Below are 14644 nucleotides of genomic sequence, written 5' to 3'. Positions count from 1 at the left end.
ACGGCGACGCCATCCGACGGCCGGAAGGCTCGGTCAGAGCGGCGGCCAGGGCACCGACGGCCAGTCGGGGTCGGGGAACGGGTGCACGCCGCGGGCGAGCAGCTGCCTGACCCGTCGGGCCAGCGCGTCGACGTCGCCCTCGGGCAGGAGGTCGTCCAGCCGGGATCTCGCGACGTCGTCCTCGAGGGCACCCAGCAGCTGCCGGAGGCGGCCCGTGTCGGTCTCGGTGAGCGGCTCGCCGGCCCAGCCCCACAGCACGGTGCGCAGCTTCGGCGTCGGCGAGAACGTGACCCCGTGGTCGATGGCCCAGAGCCGCCCGTCGCCGTCACGCAGGCAGTGCGAGCCCTTGCGGTCGGAATTGTTGACGGCGGCGTCGAGCACCGCCAGCGAGCGCACGTCGTCGGCGCCGCTGTGCACCACCGTGACCGACGCGCCACCCGGCGTCTCTCCGTCGAAGACGGCGCGCCATCCGGCCGGGGTGCGCCCCTCGGGCACGAGGTCGACGACCCGGTCGTCGGCCACCGGGTCGAAGGGATCGCCGATCCACAGCTGGACCGACCCCGGCCCGAGCGGCCCGTCGCGCATGACCGTCGTCGGCACGACGTCCCAGCCACCGAGCTGCGACACGACGTGGGTCGCGACCTCGCGCCCGGCGAGGGTGCCGTCGGGGAAGTCCCAGAGAGGCCGTTCGCCGCGCACCGGCTTGTAGATGACGTGGCCGCCCGGCAACGTCGAGACCGTGGCGAGCACGGCGAGGTTGGAGGAGTCGGTGATGCGCCCGACCACCTCGATCTCGCCGGTCAGGTCGACCGGCGACGGCGTCTGGTCAGCGCTTGTAGCCATTGGCCCGCGGGCAGACGTGGCCCGTGGGGTCGAGCGGGTTGCCGCAGAACGGGCACGGAGGACGCCCGGCAGCGACGAGGGCGTTGCTGCGACGGGCGAAGGCACGGGCCTCGGCAGGCGCCAGCGCGACCCGGATCGAGTTGCGCGCGAGCGGGCCGGCCTCGTCGTCGGTCTCTTCGTCGTCGTCGTCGGGGTCGTGGTCATGGCACTCGATGACGACCTTCTGGCGGTCCTCGTCCCAGGCGAGCGACAGCGTCTGCACCCGCCAGTCCTCGTCGAACGGGGTCTGGAGCGGCTCGGTGTCCTCGGGCACGCCACCCGGCTCTCCGGGCTCCACGGCAGCGACGGGCGCGAGCTGGTCGAGCACGTCGTTGATGCGGTCGGCGAGGATCGACACCTGCTGCTTCTCGACCGCCACGGTCACGACCAGTGGACCGGAGCTCGCTTGGAGGTAGAAGGCTCTCTGGCCGGCCGGGCCGACCGTCCCGGCGACGAACCGGTCAGCGGGATCGAAGTCCTGGACCGTCATGGCACCGACCCTATCCGACGGTGTCGGAGGCACCGGCGCCCCCGCCCACGACCGCGTCGCCTTCCTCGGCGGCCGGCTTCTCGGGGGGTCGCAGCCCCCCGAGGTCTCCCCCGACGTCGTTGAGGCGCAGCACGAACGGCTTGCGGCTGGTGTAGCGCACGACGCTCACCGAGGCAGGGTCGACGTTGATCCGCTGGAAGTCGTCGAGGTGCGCGCCGGTGGCGTGCGACAGGATCGACTTGATGACGTCGCCGTGCGAGACGGCGACCCAGACGGCGTCCTTGCCGTGCGTCTCGAGGATGCGGGCATCGGTCTCGCGAACGGCCCGCAGCGCCCGGTCCTGCATCTCGGCCATCGACTCCGCGGGGTATGCCGCCGAGTCCGGGAAGCGCGCTTCGCTGGGGCGGTCCTGCACCACCTTCCAGAGCTCCTCACGGGCCAGCTCGGAGATCGGACGCCCGGTCCAGGCCCCGTAGCGACACTCGCCGAAGCCGTCGTGCACGCTGCGGGCGACGTGCCCGGGCAACGCCGCCCACAGCAGATCGGCGGTCTGCACGCACCGGTCGAGCGGTGAGCTGACCACCTCGGCGACGGGCAGCACCGCGGACGCGAGCCGCTGGCCGACCGCGGCGGCCTGGGCCTCACCGGTCTCGTCGAGGAAGACGCCCGGCATCCAGCCGGCGAGCACGCCGGAGGTGTTGGCGCTCGATCGCCCGTGGCGCACGAAGATGACGGTGGGCACGCCCGCCAGCCTAGACGCGCGCCGGCACCGGACGGCATACGGCCGCGTCGACGCCCACCTCATGACCGCTCCCAGCGAGCCGTGGTCACATAGGCGTGTGATCGTGGACAAGGCCATCTACCGCAACGGCCGGCGGCAGGGGTGCGGCGACCTCAGCGACGAGCTCGACGTGCTGCGCCTGACCCAGGACGGCTTCCTCTGGATCGGGCTCAAGGACCCCACCGACGACGAGTTCGACCTCGTCAACGAGGAGCTCCACCTGCACCCGCTCGCCGTCGAGGACGCCGTCAACGGCCACCAGCGGGCCAAGATCGAGAAGTACGAGTCGTCCGTCTTCGTCGTGCTGAAGACCCTGCGCTACATCGAGGCGACGAGCGACATCGAGACCGGCGAGGTGATGCTCTTCATCGGCGACCGCTTCGTCGTCACCGTGCGACACGGCGAGGGCAACCCGCTCGCGGGAGTGCGCCAGCGGCTGGAGACCGAGCCCGAGCGTCTCGGCCACGGCGCCATGACCGTGCTCCACGCCGTCATGGACTCCGTCGTCGACAACTACCTCGTCGTGGACCGGGAGGTGCGCAGGGACCTCGAGCAGATCGAGGAGCAGGTCTTCGCCTCGCACCTCGGCGGTGACGCCAACACGATCTACCGCCTCAAGCGTGAGGTCCTGGAGTTCCGCCGGGCCAGCCAGCCGCTCGCCGACACGCTCACGCAGTTCATGGAGCGCGGGCCCATCGGCATGCTGACGGCCGAGATCATGCCGTTCTTCCGCGATGTCGCCGACCACCTCCGGCTCGTCAACGACCACGTCGAGTCCTACGACCGCCTGCTGACCGACGTGCTCTCGGCCCACCTGGCCAGCGTCTCGGTCAAGCAGAACGAGGACATGAGACGCATCTCCGCCTGGGTCGCCATCGCCGCGGTGCCGACGATGATCGCCGGCATCTACGGCATGAACTTCGACCACATGCCCGAGCTGACGGCGAGCGTCCACATCGGTGGCACGGAGTTCCACTACGGCTACTTCCTCGTGCTGACCGTCATGGCGGCTGCCTGCGTCGGCCTCTACCGGGCGTTCAAACGCTCGGGCTGGCTGTAAGTCGGCGCTGCGCTGCGCGGCCGCAGCCCTGCAGCCTGACAGCGCGACGCCGCCACCCGACGGCTCGGGTGACGGCGTCGAAGGTGTGGTGCCGGCGCGTCAGGTCGCGGAGATGACCGTCGTGACGAGGCCCACCACCAGGAGCAGGCCGAGCGCGACGCGGTACCAGACGAACGGCAGCAGGCTGTTGCTCGCGACGAACTTGAGCAGCCAGGCGATCGAGGCGTAGGCGACGATGAAGGCGACGACGAGGCCGACGATGACCGGGCCGATGCCGAGGGCCGACAGGCCGTCCTTCTCCTGGACCGCCTGGAAGAGGCCTGCCGCGGTGAGGGCGGGGATGGCGAGGAAGAAGCTGAGCCGGGTGGCCGTGACCCGGTCGATGCCTCGGGCGAGACCGGCGGAGATCGTCGCACCCGACCGGGACACTCCGGGGATCAGCGAGAAGCACTGGACGAGGCCGATCACGAGGCCGTCCATCGGGCGCACCGAGTGCTCGCCGCGGACCTCGCCACGCGACTCGAAGCGGGTGTGGAGGCGTTCTGCGACGACCATCACGACGCTCCAGAGCACGAGCGCGGCGGCGACGACCCACAGGCTGCGCAGTGCGCCGGAGATGACGTCGCGCGCGAGGAAGCCGACTATGCCCACCGGGATCGAGCCGACGACGACCGCCCAGGCCAGGCCGTAGTCGGGGTCCTTGCGGGCCTCGGCACTGCCCAGGCCGCGGAACCAGGCGACCGCGAAGCGGACGATGTCGCGGAAGAAGTAGAGAAGGGTCGCCGCGATGGCGCCGAGCTGGATGACGGCGGTGTATGCCGTCACGGCGGGGTCGTCGACCTTGAGCCCGAGCAGCTGCTCGGTGATCGTCAGGTGTCCGGTCGAGGACACGGGGAGGTACTCGGTCAGGCCTTCGACGACACCGAGGATGACGGAGTCGAGGTAGCTGAGGTCAGCCATGGGTCAGGGAGAACCTTCTGCGCAGAGGGACGGGTCGGGCCGCCCCCACAGGGTCCAGCGGCCACGCGGCACAATGTCGCACCCTATCCAGAACGTCGGCTGGGAAGACCGGCGACCTCGGCGACGACGTGCAGCGTGGCAACCGCCTGGTCCTGCGTCATGCCACCGCCGACAGCCACGGCGAGCGTCGTGACACCGGCCTGCTCGTAGCGGCCGATGCGCTGGGCGACACGAGCCGGCGAACCCAGCAGTGCCGTCTCGTCGATGAACTCGAGTGGCACGGCGGCCGCCGCCTCGCGGGGTCGGCCCGCGAGGTAGAGGTCCTGGATGCGCGCCGCAGCGTCCTCGAAGCCCATGCGGCCGGCCAGCTGGTTGTAGAAGTTCTGTTCACGCGACCCCATGCCGCCGATGTAGAGCGCGCAGTAGTCCCGCACGTGGTTCGCCGCCTCCTCGACATCGTCGACGAGGACCACCGGCGTGGTGGCCACGACGTCGAAGCCGGCCATCGGGTCCTCCGCCGTGCCGTGGCCGCCCGTACGCCGGCCCTTGGCCAGCGTGGCCAACTGGTCGGCGGCGTGCTCGGGGCTGAAGAAGATCGCCAGCCAGCCGTCGGCGACCTCGCCGGTCAGCTCAAGGTTCTTCGGCCCCACGGCGGCCAGGTAGACGGGGACATCGGGGCGCGCCGGTCGCGCGGACAGCTTGAGCGCCTTGCCGGGACCGCCGGGCAGCGGCAGCGGGTAGTGCGGTCCGGCGTGGGTGACGGTGTCGCGGCGCAGGGCCGCCCGCACGATCTCGACGTAGTCGCGCGTGCGCCCCAGCGGGCTGCGGAACGGTACGCCGTGCCATCCCTCGCTCACCTGCGGACCGGAGACGCCGAGGCCAAGCCGGAAGCGACCACCCGACATCGTGTCGATGGTGGCGGCGGTCATCGCGGTCATCGCCGGAGTGCGGCCGGGGATCTGCATGACCGCCGAACCGAGGCCGACGTGCTCGGTGAGGGCACCGATCCACGCGAGCATCGTCGGGCTGTCCGAGCCGTACGCCTCCGCGACCCACACGCTGTCGTAGCCGAGCCGGTCTGCCGTCCGGGCGACGGCCACCTGGTCGGCGCCCGTCGTCCCGCGTCCCCAGTAGCCAAGGTTCACACCGATCCTCATGCTGCGCAGGCTATCGGCGTGGCGCGCGCCGTGCCGGGCGCCGGTAGCGAGGCGTCGCCCACTACCGTTCGGGACATGCGCAGGCGTCTCGGCTCGTCCGGTCTCTCGGTCACCCCTCTCGCCCTCGGGACCATGCTCTGGGGCAACGCCGTCGACCGGCACGAGGCCGGCGACCACCTGCGAGCGTTCGTCGAGTCCGGCGGCAACCTCGTCGACACGGCGTACGGCTACGGCGGCGGCGACGCCGAGACGATCCTGGGCGCGCTGCTCGCCGGCACGGTGCCGCGCGACGACCTCGTCATCTGCACCAAGGCGGGCATCTCGCGCGCCCGGGGCGAGCGCCAGGTCGACGTCTCGCGGAGGGGCCTGATGGCTCAGCTCGAGAGCTCCCTCCGACGGCTGGGCACCGACCACGTCGACCTGTGGCTGGTGCACACCTGGTCCGACGACGTGCCGCTCTCCGAGACCCTCTCCGCCCTCGAGTGGGCCGCCTCGTCAGGGCGGGCTCGCTACGTCGGTGTGTCCAACTACTCCGGATGGCAGGCCGCGAGGGCCTTCAGCCTGCTCGAGGCCGCACGGATCCCGTTGGTGGCCAACGAGATCGAGTACTCCCTCGTATGCCGGACGCCTGAGCACGAGGTCACCTCGGCGGCCACGGCACTCGGGTTCGGCCTGCTCCCCTGGTCGCCGCTGGGTCGGGGCGTCCTCACAGGCAAGTACCGCAACGGCATCCCGTCGGGGTCGCGCGCGGCCTCCGACGACTTCCCGGGGTTCGCCGAGCGCTTCCTCGGCGGGCAGTCCGCGCGCGTGGCAGAAGCCGTGGCGATGGCGGCCCGCGGGCTGGGCGTCAAGCCGGGCGAGGTGGCCCTGGCGTGGGTGAGGGACCGGCCCGGAGTGGCCGCACCGATCGTCGGGGCGCGCACCGCGGCGCAGCTGCGCTCGTCGTTGGCCAGCCTCGAGGTGGTGCTGCCCGACGAGATCGTCGCCGCGCTCGACGACGTGTCGGCCTAGCGGCGATGGTCAGGCGCGGGCACCCGCGCCGTTGCTGACCTCGACGTCCTCATCGTCCTCGTAGTCATCGTCTTCGTCGAGGTCGTCGTCCAGCTCGTCGTCCAGCTCGTCGTCCTCGTCGTCGTCCTCGTCGTCGTCCTCGTCGTCGTCCTCGTCGTCGTCCTCGTCGTCGTCCTCGTCGTCGTCCTCGTCGTCGTCGTCATCCTCGTAGTCATCGTCGTCGTCGTAGTCGTCCGAGTCGAGACCGGCGTAGACGCGACCCTCGGTGCCGTCCTCGTCCTCGTGGCCGTCGAAGTCGTCGCCGTAGATGGCGAGCGGCGTTGCGACCTCGGTCGTCTCGTACAGCGCCTCGTCGTAGTCGTCGAAGGCCTCGGCGAGGTCCTGGGCCGCAGCCATGACCATCGGGTGGTCGGGGTCCCGGCTCGCGTTGGCAGCCTCGAAGTGGCGTTCCAGGGCGGCGATCAGCTGCTCGAGGGCGGAGCGGGGATCCACTGTCATGCCTCGACGGTAGTCGGTCGCGAGCATGGTGGGCAGTGAATACCGACGGTCAAACCGCCCCCGGACCGTTACGGCGTTGTTGGCGGTGCGTTCACCCGCGCTCGTCGTCGAGGGTCAGAGCGGAGCCTTGACCGTGTCGGCGGCGGGCGGGGCCGTGATGTCGACCGGCTCGCCGTACTTGCCCATCGTCATGTTGGCCTTGACGCCCATGAGGTCGAAGGTCACCTTGCGCAGCTGGTCCTTCTCGTCGAGCCACGCGGTGTACTTGATGGTGTCGGGCAGCTTGGTCTTGTCGGTGGCCGGCAGCTGCGCCTGCATGGCCTTGGTGTCGAGCGTCAGGTCGTACTTGAAGGCCTTCGCCCCGTCGACGGTGTCGTCTCCGACGTACTTGACGTCGGAGACGGCCGCTCCGAACTGGTCGTACATCTTCGTCGGGTCGGCCTGGTTCAGCGACTCGGCGAGCTGCTTGCCCATCGTCGAGCTGCTGTCGATGACGGCCCACTTGCCGGCGGCCAGGCCGGGGAAGCCCTTCATGAAGATCTTCTTGTCGACGAGGATCATGTCGAGCTTCATCGACGGCCCCATGTCCATCGACATCTTCATCGCGGGGTTGGCCGCGTCGATCTTCGTGTCGCCGGTGATGGCGATCTTCTGCCCGGCCGCGTCCATGTCCATCGTCACGTGGGCGGTCGAGGTGTTCTTGCCTGCGGCCTTCATCGCGGCGACGAACGAGGCCTTGTCCTTGTACGGCTGACCGGAGGCCGGGGCGTCGGTCGTCGCGGCGGCGGACGACTGGCTCGCCGTCTGGCCGGCGGTCGCGGCCGGCGTCTCGCTCTTGCCGCAGGCGGCGACGCCGAGCACAGCGGGAAGGACGATGACTGCTGCCGCGGTGCGGCGGATGTTCCACTTCATGGTTGTTGACCTCCTGGGCCCTTGACGCCGGGCCCTGCCCGGCGGTTCCCCCGCGCCGTGGCCGACGCGAGTGGGCGTCGGCGACCTCGGATGACCCAGCGACGGTATCGCGGCACGATGAACGCGGCGCAACGGCATACGGTCTCGTTGGGATCACGGTTGGTGTCAGAATGGAAATGATGACGGAGTACGAGTACCGGGTCCTGACGTTCGACCGCCACACGTCCAAGGCCCAGGCGCGGCAGGCGGTGCGCGAGCACGCCGAGTACGGCCGCTGGGAGTTGTCCCGCACCGTCATCTACGAGGGCGGCGTGCGCCGGATGTGGCTGCGGCGACGCATCATGCGGGTCGAGCGCACGGCCTGAGCTGCGGGCCCGCCCTGCGCCGCCTCAGCAGGTGCGCAGGAAGTCGCCGAGCACGCGCGCGCCGAAGCGCAACGAGTCGACGGGCACCCGCTCGTCGATGCCGTGGAACATCGGGGCGAAGTCGAGGTCGGCAGGAAGACGCAGCGGCGCGAAGCCGTAGCCGTCGATGCCGAGGCGGCCCAGCGCCTTGTTGTCGGTGCCTCCCGACAGGCAGTACGGCAGGACGGCGGCCTCGGGGTCCTCGCGAAGCAGCGACTGCTTCATCGACTCGACGAGGTCGCCCGAGAAGGGCGCCTCGAGCGCCACGTCCCGGTGGACGACCTCGATCTCGACGTGTTCGCCCGCCAGCTCGCGGATCGTCGCCATGAGCGACTCCTCGTGCCCAGGCAGGAAGCGGCAGTCGACGGCGGCGGACGCGGACTGCGGGATGACGTTGTGCTTGTAGCCCGACTCGAGCATGGTCACGTTGGCCGTGTCGCGCAGCGTGCCGCGCACGAACCCCTGGGCGCCGCCGAGCGTGCCGAGCAGCGGCTCGAGGTCGTCGCCGGCCGGGATGCCCGTCATCGTGCCGAGCGTGTCGAGCAGCTCGCGCACGGACGCGATGTACTCGCGCGGCCACTCGTGGGCGGCGATGCGGCCGATGGCGGCGGCCAGACGGACGATGGCGTTCTCGTCGTTGGGCACCGAGCCGTGACCGGCCCGGCCGTGGGCGTGCAGCCGCAGCCAGACGATGCCCTTCTCGGCCGTCTGGAGCAGGTACGCGCGCTGCTGGCCCTGCGGCGTCGGCACCGTGACGCTGTAGCCGCCGACCTCGCTGATGGCTTCGGTGACCCCCTCGAACCACTGCGGGTGGTGGTCGACGAGCCAGTGGCTGCCGAGCGTGCCGCCGGCCTCCTCGTCAGCGAAGAAGACGAACGTCGTGTCGCGTGCCGGCCGTGTGCCGGTGCGGGCGAAGTGGCGGATGTTCGCGAGGATCATCGCGTCCATGTCCTTCATGTCGACCGCGCCGCGACCCCAGATGCAGCCGTCGCGCTCCTCGGCCGCGAACGGGTCGACCTGCCAGTCGGCCGCGTTGGCCGGCACGACGTCGAGGTGGCCGTGCACGGCGAGGCCCGGACGCGTGGAGTCCTCGCCCTCCAGTCGCACCACGACGGTGGCACGGCCCGGCTCGCTCTCGAGCAGCGTGCCCTCGAGGCCCACGTCGGCGAGCTCGCCCATGACGTACTCGGCTGCCTTGCGCTCCCCCGGGCCCGAGCCGTCGCCGTAGTTGGAGGAGTCGATGCTGATGAGCTCGGCGCAGATCCGGGCGACCTCGTCCTCTGGGACGAGGGGGCTCGGCGCGGTGCGGTCGGCGTCGTCGTGGCTCATGCGAGCCAGCGTATGCCGCAGCCTCCACGGCCGCGGGTCGGGTCCGTTCCGCGGGGGCTCCCGACAGCCGGGGCCGTTTGGTCTTTTCGGGTGGCCCCGTGCTAACGTTTCGCCTCGCCGCAAGGGAATCCCACGAGCCCCTTGCACACCTTGTCGGGGTGGCGGAATGGCAGACGCGCTAGCTTGAGGTGCTAGTGCCCTTAACGGGCGTGGGGGTTCAAGTCCCCCCCTCGACACCACGAAGGCCCCCGGGTTCCTGCAGGTCAGGAGCCCGGGGGCCTTTCTCGTGCCCATCCCCGCCTGCGTACCTCTCTCGTGCGCCGGCTCGGGTGAGCAGGTGGTCAGGAGGCGACGTCGGCCTGGAGGTCGTCGTCGTAGAGGGCCGCGAGCCGCCGCTCCGGGTCGAGCCGGGGCAGCACCGCGTCGGCGATGGCGTGCAGCTGGCCGACCTGCTCGGGGCTCAGGGCGTCGAGCACCGTCGCGCGCACCGTCCCCACGTGCCCGGGGGCTGCCTGCACGACGGTCTCCCACCCCTTCTTGGTGAGGCTGGCGTTCGTGGCGCGTCCGTCCTCCGGGCACTGGAACCGCTCGATGAGCCCGCGCTCCTCGAGGCGTCGCGACACGTGCGAAAGGCGCGTCAACGTGGCGTTCGTCAGGCGCCCCAGCTGGGTCATGCGCAGCGTCCGGTCAGGCGCTTCGGAGAGCATCGCGAGGACGAAGTACTCGAAGTGCGAGAGTCCCGAGTCCCGCCGCAGCTGGGTGTCGAGCGCCCCGGGCAGCAGCTCGACCACTGCCATCAGCCTGAGCCATGCCGCGCGCTCGTCGCCGTCGAGCCATCTCGTCTCCATGCACCCATCATACGCTTTGGTTGACGCTACAACCAAACCATGACATCGTTAGTTGAATCAGCAACTACCTAGCAGGAGTCGTCATGAGCACGTCGTTCGCCCCACCCGCCGTCGCGTACGCCGGGAGCGACGACCCCCACGCCCCCCTGGTGGTGCTGCTCCACGGGCGCGGTTCCCACGAGCGCGAGATCATCTCGCTGGCAGCCCACCTGCCTCGCGGCGCGGCATATGCGGCCGTGCGTGCCCCGATCGCCGAGGGCGGCGGGTTCGCGTGGTTCGCCAACCGCGGCATCGGGAGGCCTGTCGCCGAGTCCCTGGCCGACACGATGTCCTGGTTCCGGACCTGGCTCGACGACGTCGCACCCGCCGGGCGCCCCGTGCTCCTCGCCGGCTTCAGCGGCGGCGCGGCCTTCGCGGGGGCACTCGTCCTCGCCGACCCTGCACGTTACGTCGGCGCCGCCATCCTCTACGGCACCCTGCCGTTCGACGCCGGCGTTCCGGTGACCCCGTCCAGGCTCGCCAACCTGCCGATGTTCGTGGCCCAGGGGGACGCCGACCGCGTGATCCCGGGCGAGCTGCTCGAGCGGACGTGGTCCTACCTGCTCGGCGAGTCGGGTGCACCGACGTGGGCCCACCGCGACCCCGGCGGCCACGGCATCACCCCGGCGTCGCTGCGACAGCTGGCCGAGTGGATCCAGGCCCGCCTCTCGCAGGTCCTGCAGATGGGCCCTGCCCCGGTGGGCGTCCCGGCCGGCGTCGTCTGGCCCACGCTGCCCGGCGGCACGCTCCCCCAGCGGGCCGGCGCACGACCCGACGTCGCCTGGTCCATCCCCCAGCAGCAGCAGTCGGACAACGCGCCCGCCGACCTGCAGGAGCAGCTGTACGCGCGGGTCAGCGCCCTCGCCGGCGTCTCGTCGGGGCCGTCCCGGATCTCCGTACCGGGGGCCCGCGGCCTCCTGCTCGAGGACGGCGCCGGACCCGACGAGGCGTTCCTGGTTCCCCAGGTGCGGGAGTTCGCCCACCTCCACCCTGACTACGACGGCTCGTTGCACCTCGCCCTCCCCGCCGGCCAGGCGGCCGACCTCGTCGCCCGCGGATGGGGCACGCCCCATCCGTGGGCAGGTGGGCGGCTCGCCCCCGGCTTCGTGATGGTCTTCGGCCCCCGTGACGAAGCCGAGCTCGAGGTCGTCGCCGGGGTCGTGGCCGCCAGCCACGCGTTCGCATCGGGTCCGGTCCACACCGAATCGTCCTCAGTGCCTCAGCAGGCTCCGTCGGCGAACTAGGCTTGCAGGGTGAGCAAACCGCAGCGAGGCGAGAGCCCCACCCACACGCTCGCGGACGACCTCTACGACGTCGTGGGCCTGGTGCGCCGACGATCGCGCCGGCTCGTCGGCGCCCCGCTCCCCGAGCTGGACCTCTCCGGCGCTCAGCTCGAGCTCGTCCGCGTGATCCGCCGCAACCCGGGCGTGGCCGTGGCCGATGCCGCCGCAGCCCTCGGCCTCGCCCCCAACACGGTCTCCACGCTCGTCGGCCAGCTCGTGGCACTCGATGTCGTCGTCCGCGAGCGCGACGACCGCGACCGACGTGTGGCGCGCCTCGACCTGACCGCCCATGCGCGAGCTGCGGTCGAGCTGTGGCGCGACCAACGTGCGCACGCGATGGCCTCGGCCCTCGACTCGCTGGACCCACCCACGCGCGCGCGCATCGCCGAGGCCGTCCCCCTCATCGCCGAGGTGGCGGCCCGGCTCCCCGACGCGCCCAGGACGAGCCATGGCTCGGGCCTCGACCCCGCCGGCGGTCCCGTGCTCGACGGCAGCGCCTGACGGCCGTCCGCCGCGCTGGCGCCCCGGCCCTCGGCCGACCTGGGGCCGCCGGGCTCTAGTCTGTGCCGCGTGACATTCCTGCGCGCCCTGTGGACCCTGCTCCGGGGCCGCGGATTCAGACGCCTGTTCGTTGCGCGCGTCACCTCGTCGTTCAGCGACGGCATCTTCCAGGTGGCGCTCGCGAGCCATGTCCTGTTCAACCCGGAGAAGGCTGCCGACGCCCAGGGCATCGCCGTGGCGTTCGCCCTGGTGCTCCTGCCCTACAGCGCGCTCGGACCCTTCGTCGGGGTGCTGCTGGACCGCTGGCCACGCCGTCGAGTCCTCGTCGTCAGCCAGGTCGTGCGGGCTGTAGCGATCCTCGGTGTCACGGGCCTCGTCACCGGGGCAGAGACCGGCACGGCCTTCTTCGCGCTGGTCCTCGTCGTCTTCTCCGTCAACCGGTTCATCCTCGCGGGTCTCGCGTCAGCGATGCCGCACGTCGTGCCTCGCTCGTCCCTCGTGAGCGCGAACTCCGTTGCCCCGACGTGCGGTTCGCTCGCCTACCTCTTGGGCGGCGGCATCGGCACGGGGCTCCGTGCGGCAGGAGGCAGTGACGTCCTCGACGTGCTGCTCGCTGCGGTCGGAGTGCTCGTGGCCGCATGGGCCGCGACTCGTCTCCCGTTCATCGGACCCGACGACACGAGCGGGGCACCATCGCTCGGCCACATCACCCGGTCGGTCGTCAGCGGCCTCGTCGAGGCGGTGCGCACCCTGCCGCGCAGGGCACGCCTGCTGCTCGTCCTCGTCTTCCTGACGCGGCTGCCGTTCGGCTTCCTCCTGCTCCAGACCCTGCTGCTCTTCCGCGGTCCCTTCGAGCAGGGCCGTGGGGCGCTCGGCTTCGGGATCGCAGCCGGGGCCTCGGCCGTCGGCTTCGCCTCGGCCGCCTTCGTCACCCCGTGGCTGGCCCCCCGCCTCACCGCCGTGCCGTATGCCGCCCGCATGCTCGCGCTCGGAGCCGTGGTGTGCGCGGTGCTCGGCCCGTTCCTCAGCCCGTGGAGCATCGTCGTTGTCGCGTTTGTCGTCGCGTTCACGTCGCAGTGCGTCAAGATCTCCGTCGACTCCCTCATGCAGGCCCACGTGGACGACCACCTCCTGGGCCGCGCGTTCTCGGCCTACGACGTCGTCTACAACGCGGGCATGGTGGCGGCGGCCGCCCTCGGCGCGGTCGTGCTGCCGTCGACCGGCCTTGCCTGGTGGCCGCTCGTGGCGTTCGCCTGCCTCTACGGCGCCGCGGCGATGCTGCTCGGCCGGCTGTGGGCCCGGGCCACGGTGCTCGACCTCGAGCGGCCACTAGGCTGACCGGGTGCTGCCCGAGCTGACCGCCACCCGCTACGTGACGCCGCTCAAGGAGGGCGGGTCGTTGCCCGGCATCGTGGAGGCCGACGACGACGGCACGTACGTCCTCAAGTTCCGTGGCGCCGGCCAAGGCCTGAAGGTGCTGGTCGCCGAGGTGCTCGTCGCCGGGATCGCACGTCTGCTCGAGGTGCCGGTGCCCGACCTCGCGGTCGTCAGGCTCGACCCGAGGATCGCACGCTACGAGGCCGACGAGGAGGTCCAGGACCTGCTGACGGCATCCGTCGGCACGAACCTCGGCGTCGACTTCCTGCCCGGCTCGCTCGGCTATGACGGGTCGCGTCCTCCGGATGCCGACCTCGCCGAGCGGATCATCTGGCTCGACGCCCTGACGGCCAACGTCGACCGGACGTGGGCCAACCCCAACCTGCTGGTCTGGCACGGACGCACCTGGGCGATCGACCACGGGGCCGCCTTCTACTTCCACCACTCCTGGCCGAACAAGGTGCCGTCACCCGAACGCTTCGCGGCCCAGCCGTTCGACGCGAGCAGGCACGTCCTGAGCGACGTCGCCGGCGACGTCGCGCGCCGCCATGACGAGCTGGCGGCGCGACTCGACCCGGCATCCGTCGAGGCTCTCGTGGCCGAGGTGCCCGACGAGTGGCTCGAGCCGACGCCCTACCTGGCCGACGCACCTGCGGTGCGGACGGCATACGCGGAGATGCTGCGCGCACGCCTCGACGGGCCCTTGTCGTGGGTGCCGTCGGGAGTTGCCGCGTGAACGCGTACCAGTACGTCGTGCTCCGCCTGGTCCCCCGCGTCGACCGCGAGGAGTTCATCAACGTCGGGGTCGTGCTCTACTCCCAGGACGCTGCCTTCCTCGACGCGGCGTGGGAGCTCGACGACGCCCGGGCTGCAGCACTGTGCCCGACCTGCGACCTCGACGGCGTCCGCTCGATGCTCGACCGAGTGCGCGCGGTCTGCCGCGGCGAGACCGGCCGCGGCCTGCCGACCCTCGAGAAGCAGGGCCAGCGTTTCGGCTGGATCATCGCGCCGAGGTCGACGGTGGTGCAGCCGGGCCCGGTCCACGGCGGACTGTGCGACGACCCCGGCGTCGAGCTGCAGCGCCTGCTCCAGCTGCTCGTTCGCGCCTGAGC

The 14644-nt window shown here is 71.4% G+C and carries 17 protein-coding genes and 1 tRNA gene; 9 read left to right on the top strand and 9 right to left on the bottom strand.

Features of this window, described 5'->3' with window-relative positions; translation table 11 throughout:
* Positions 1-33: 33 nt before the first annotated feature.
* The 3 genes from AC1DE0_RS18420 to AC1DE0_RS18410 are packed head-to-tail and all read right to left on the bottom strand — an operon-like array spanning position 34 to position 2114.
* Positions 34-843: an SCO1664 family protein gene (locus AC1DE0_RS18420; RefSeq protein WP_478103691.1), complete on the bottom strand. Its 810-nt coding sequence runs from the start codon at positions 841-843 to the stop codon at positions 34-36.
* A complete protein-coding gene (locus tag AC1DE0_RS18415; RefSeq protein ID WP_478103687.1) occupies positions 827-1372 on the bottom strand; it encodes a DUF3090 domain-containing protein in 546 nt (181 codons plus the stop codon). The genes AC1DE0_RS18420 and AC1DE0_RS18415 overlap by 17 nt, the downstream gene beginning before the upstream one ends.
* Positions 1373-1382: 10 nt before the next feature.
* The gene (locus tag AC1DE0_RS18410) at positions 1383-2114 is read right to left on the bottom strand and encodes an MSMEG_4193 family putative phosphomutase (protein ID WP_478103683.1); all 732 of its coding nucleotides are present in this window, start codon (positions 2112-2114) and stop codon (positions 1383-1385) included.
* 97 nt (positions 2115-2211) lie between these two features.
* Between AC1DE0_RS18410 and corA the strand changes: the two genes are divergently transcribed.
* A complete protein-coding gene (gene corA / locus AC1DE0_RS18405; RefSeq protein WP_478103678.1) occupies positions 2212-3213 on the top strand; it encodes a magnesium/cobalt transporter CorA in 1002 nt (333 codons plus the stop codon).
* 99 nt (positions 3214-3312) lie between these two features.
* Here the strand turns inward: corA and AC1DE0_RS18400 are convergent, their stop codons facing one another.
* Together AC1DE0_RS18400 and AC1DE0_RS18395 are read right to left on the bottom strand one after the other, a co-directional pair.
* Entirely contained in the window at positions 3313-4173 is an 861-nt protein-coding gene (locus AC1DE0_RS18400; protein WP_478103674.1) for an undecaprenyl-diphosphate phosphatase, read from the bottom strand.
* 83 nt (positions 4174-4256) lie between these two features.
* Positions 4257-5330 (bottom strand): LLM class F420-dependent oxidoreductase, encoded by a 1074-nt coding sequence (locus AC1DE0_RS18395; protein ID WP_478103669.1) that lies wholly within the window; start codon positions 5328-5330, stop codon positions 4257-4259.
* 75 nt (positions 5331-5405) lie between these two features.
* On the opposite strand from AC1DE0_RS18395, the gene AC1DE0_RS18390 reads away from it, so the two are divergent.
* On the top strand, positions 5406-6341 hold the full coding sequence (locus tag AC1DE0_RS18390) for an aldo/keto reductase (protein WP_478103665.1): 936 nt from the start codon (positions 5406-5408) through the stop codon (positions 6339-6341).
* A gap of 9 nt (positions 6342-6350) precedes the next feature.
* On the opposite strand, the gene AC1DE0_RS18385 is transcribed toward AC1DE0_RS18390, so the two are convergent.
* Together AC1DE0_RS18385 and AC1DE0_RS18380 are read right to left on the bottom strand one after the other, a co-directional pair.
* On the bottom strand, positions 6351-6839 hold the full coding sequence (locus tag AC1DE0_RS18385; protein WP_478103661.1) for a hypothetical protein: 489 nt from the start codon (positions 6837-6839) through the stop codon (positions 6351-6353).
* A gap of 114 nt (positions 6840-6953) precedes the next feature.
* A complete protein-coding gene (locus AC1DE0_RS18380; protein WP_478103658.1) occupies positions 6954-7751 on the bottom strand; it encodes an SCO4651 family lipoprotein in 798 nt (265 codons plus the stop codon).
* 179 nt (positions 7752-7930) lie between these two features.
* On the opposite strand from AC1DE0_RS18380, the gene AC1DE0_RS18375 reads away from it, so the two are divergent.
* A complete protein-coding gene (locus tag AC1DE0_RS18375) occupies positions 7931-8116 on the top strand; it encodes a DUF5703 family protein (RefSeq protein WP_034770947.1) in 186 nt (61 codons plus the stop codon).
* 24 nt (positions 8117-8140) lie between these two features.
* Here AC1DE0_RS18375 and AC1DE0_RS18370 read toward each other — a convergent pair whose 3' ends face one another.
* The gene (locus AC1DE0_RS18370; RefSeq protein ID WP_478103654.1) at positions 8141-9484 is read right to left on the bottom strand and encodes a M20/M25/M40 family metallo-hydrolase; all 1344 of its coding nucleotides are present in this window, start codon (positions 9482-9484) and stop codon (positions 8141-8143) included.
* Positions 9485-9636: 152 nt separating this feature from the next.
* Between AC1DE0_RS18370 and AC1DE0_RS18365 the strand changes: the two genes are divergently transcribed.
* Positions 9637-9723: transfer RNA gene (locus AC1DE0_RS18365), tRNA-Leu, on the top strand.
* A 102-nt stretch (positions 9724-9825) separates the two neighbouring features.
* Here the strand turns inward: AC1DE0_RS18365 and AC1DE0_RS18360 are convergent.
* Entirely contained in the window at positions 9826-10332 is a 507-nt protein-coding gene (locus tag AC1DE0_RS18360; protein ID WP_478103651.1) for a MarR family winged helix-turn-helix transcriptional regulator, read from the bottom strand.
* A gap of 83 nt (positions 10333-10415) precedes the next feature.
* Between AC1DE0_RS18360 and AC1DE0_RS18355 the strand changes: the two genes are divergently transcribed.
* The 5 genes from AC1DE0_RS18355 (at position 10416) to AC1DE0_RS18335 (ending at position 14642) form a co-directional block, all read left to right on the top strand.
* Positions 10416-11615, top strand: coding sequence for a luciferase domain-containing protein (locus tag AC1DE0_RS18355; protein ID WP_478103647.1), 1200 nt, complete (start codon positions 10416-10418; stop codon positions 11613-11615).
* Between the two features lie 9 nt (positions 11616-11624).
* A complete protein-coding gene (locus AC1DE0_RS18350) occupies positions 11625-12155 on the top strand; it encodes a MarR family transcriptional regulator (protein ID WP_478103643.1) in 531 nt (176 codons plus the stop codon).
* 69 nt (positions 12156-12224) lie between these two features.
* On the top strand, positions 12225-13493 hold the full coding sequence (locus AC1DE0_RS18345; protein ID WP_478103639.1) for an MFS transporter: 1269 nt from the start codon (positions 12225-12227) through the stop codon (positions 13491-13493).
* Between the two features lie 4 nt (positions 13494-13497).
* A complete protein-coding gene (locus tag AC1DE0_RS18340) occupies positions 13498-14268 on the top strand; it encodes a HipA family kinase (RefSeq protein ID WP_478103635.1) in 771 nt (256 codons plus the stop codon).
* Positions 14265-14642, top strand: a complete 378-nt coding sequence (locus AC1DE0_RS18335; protein ID WP_478103631.1) for a DUF3037 domain-containing protein — start codon at positions 14265-14267, stop codon at positions 14640-14642. Before AC1DE0_RS18340 ends, AC1DE0_RS18335 begins: the two co-directional genes overlap by 4 nt.
* Positions 14643-14644 lie beyond the last annotated feature (2 nt).

The organism is Terrabacter sp. 05T424, from assembly GCF_056396225.1.
The sequence above is the reverse complement of the archived record's forward strand: the minus strand, read 5'-3'. Positions and strand labels throughout refer to the sequence as shown.

Coding starts and splice junctions, on each gene's coding strand:
- AC1DE0_RS18420 (WP_478103691.1), bottom strand. CDS start 843: ATGGCTACAAGCGCTGACCAGACGCCGTCGCCGGTCGACCTGACCGGC.
- AC1DE0_RS18415 (WP_478103687.1), bottom strand. CDS start 1,372: ATGACGGTCCAGGACTTCGATCCCGCTGACCGGTTCGTCGCCGGGACG.
- AC1DE0_RS18400 (WP_478103674.1), bottom strand. CDS start 4,173: ATGGCTGACCTCAGCTACCTCGACTCCGTCATCCTCGGTGTCGTCGAA.
- AC1DE0_RS18395 (WP_478103669.1), bottom strand. CDS start 5,330: ATGAGGATCGGTGTGAACCTTGGCTACTGGGGACGCGGGACGACGGGC.
- AC1DE0_RS18390 (WP_478103665.1), top strand. CDS start 5,406: ATGCGCAGGCGTCTCGGCTCGTCCGGTCTCTCGGTCACCCCTCTCGCC.
- AC1DE0_RS18385 (WP_478103661.1), bottom strand. CDS start 6,839: ATGACAGTGGATCCCCGCTCCGCCCTCGAGCAGCTGATCGCCGCCCTG.
- AC1DE0_RS18380 (WP_478103658.1), bottom strand. CDS start 7,751: ATGAAGTGGAACATCCGCCGCACCGCGGCAGCAGTCATCGTCCTTCCC.
- AC1DE0_RS18375 (WP_034770947.1), top strand. CDS start 7,931: ATGACGGAGTACGAGTACCGGGTCCTGACGTTCGACCGCCACACGTCC.
- AC1DE0_RS18370 (WP_478103654.1), bottom strand. CDS start 9,484: ATGAGCCACGACGACGCCGACCGCACCGCGCCGAGCCCCCTCGTCCCA.
- AC1DE0_RS18360 (WP_478103651.1), bottom strand. CDS start 10,332: ATGGAGACGAGATGGCTCGACGGCGACGAGCGCGCGGCATGGCTCAGG.
- AC1DE0_RS18355 (WP_478103647.1), top strand. CDS start 10,416: ATGAGCACGTCGTTCGCCCCACCCGCCGTCGCGTACGCCGGGAGCGAC.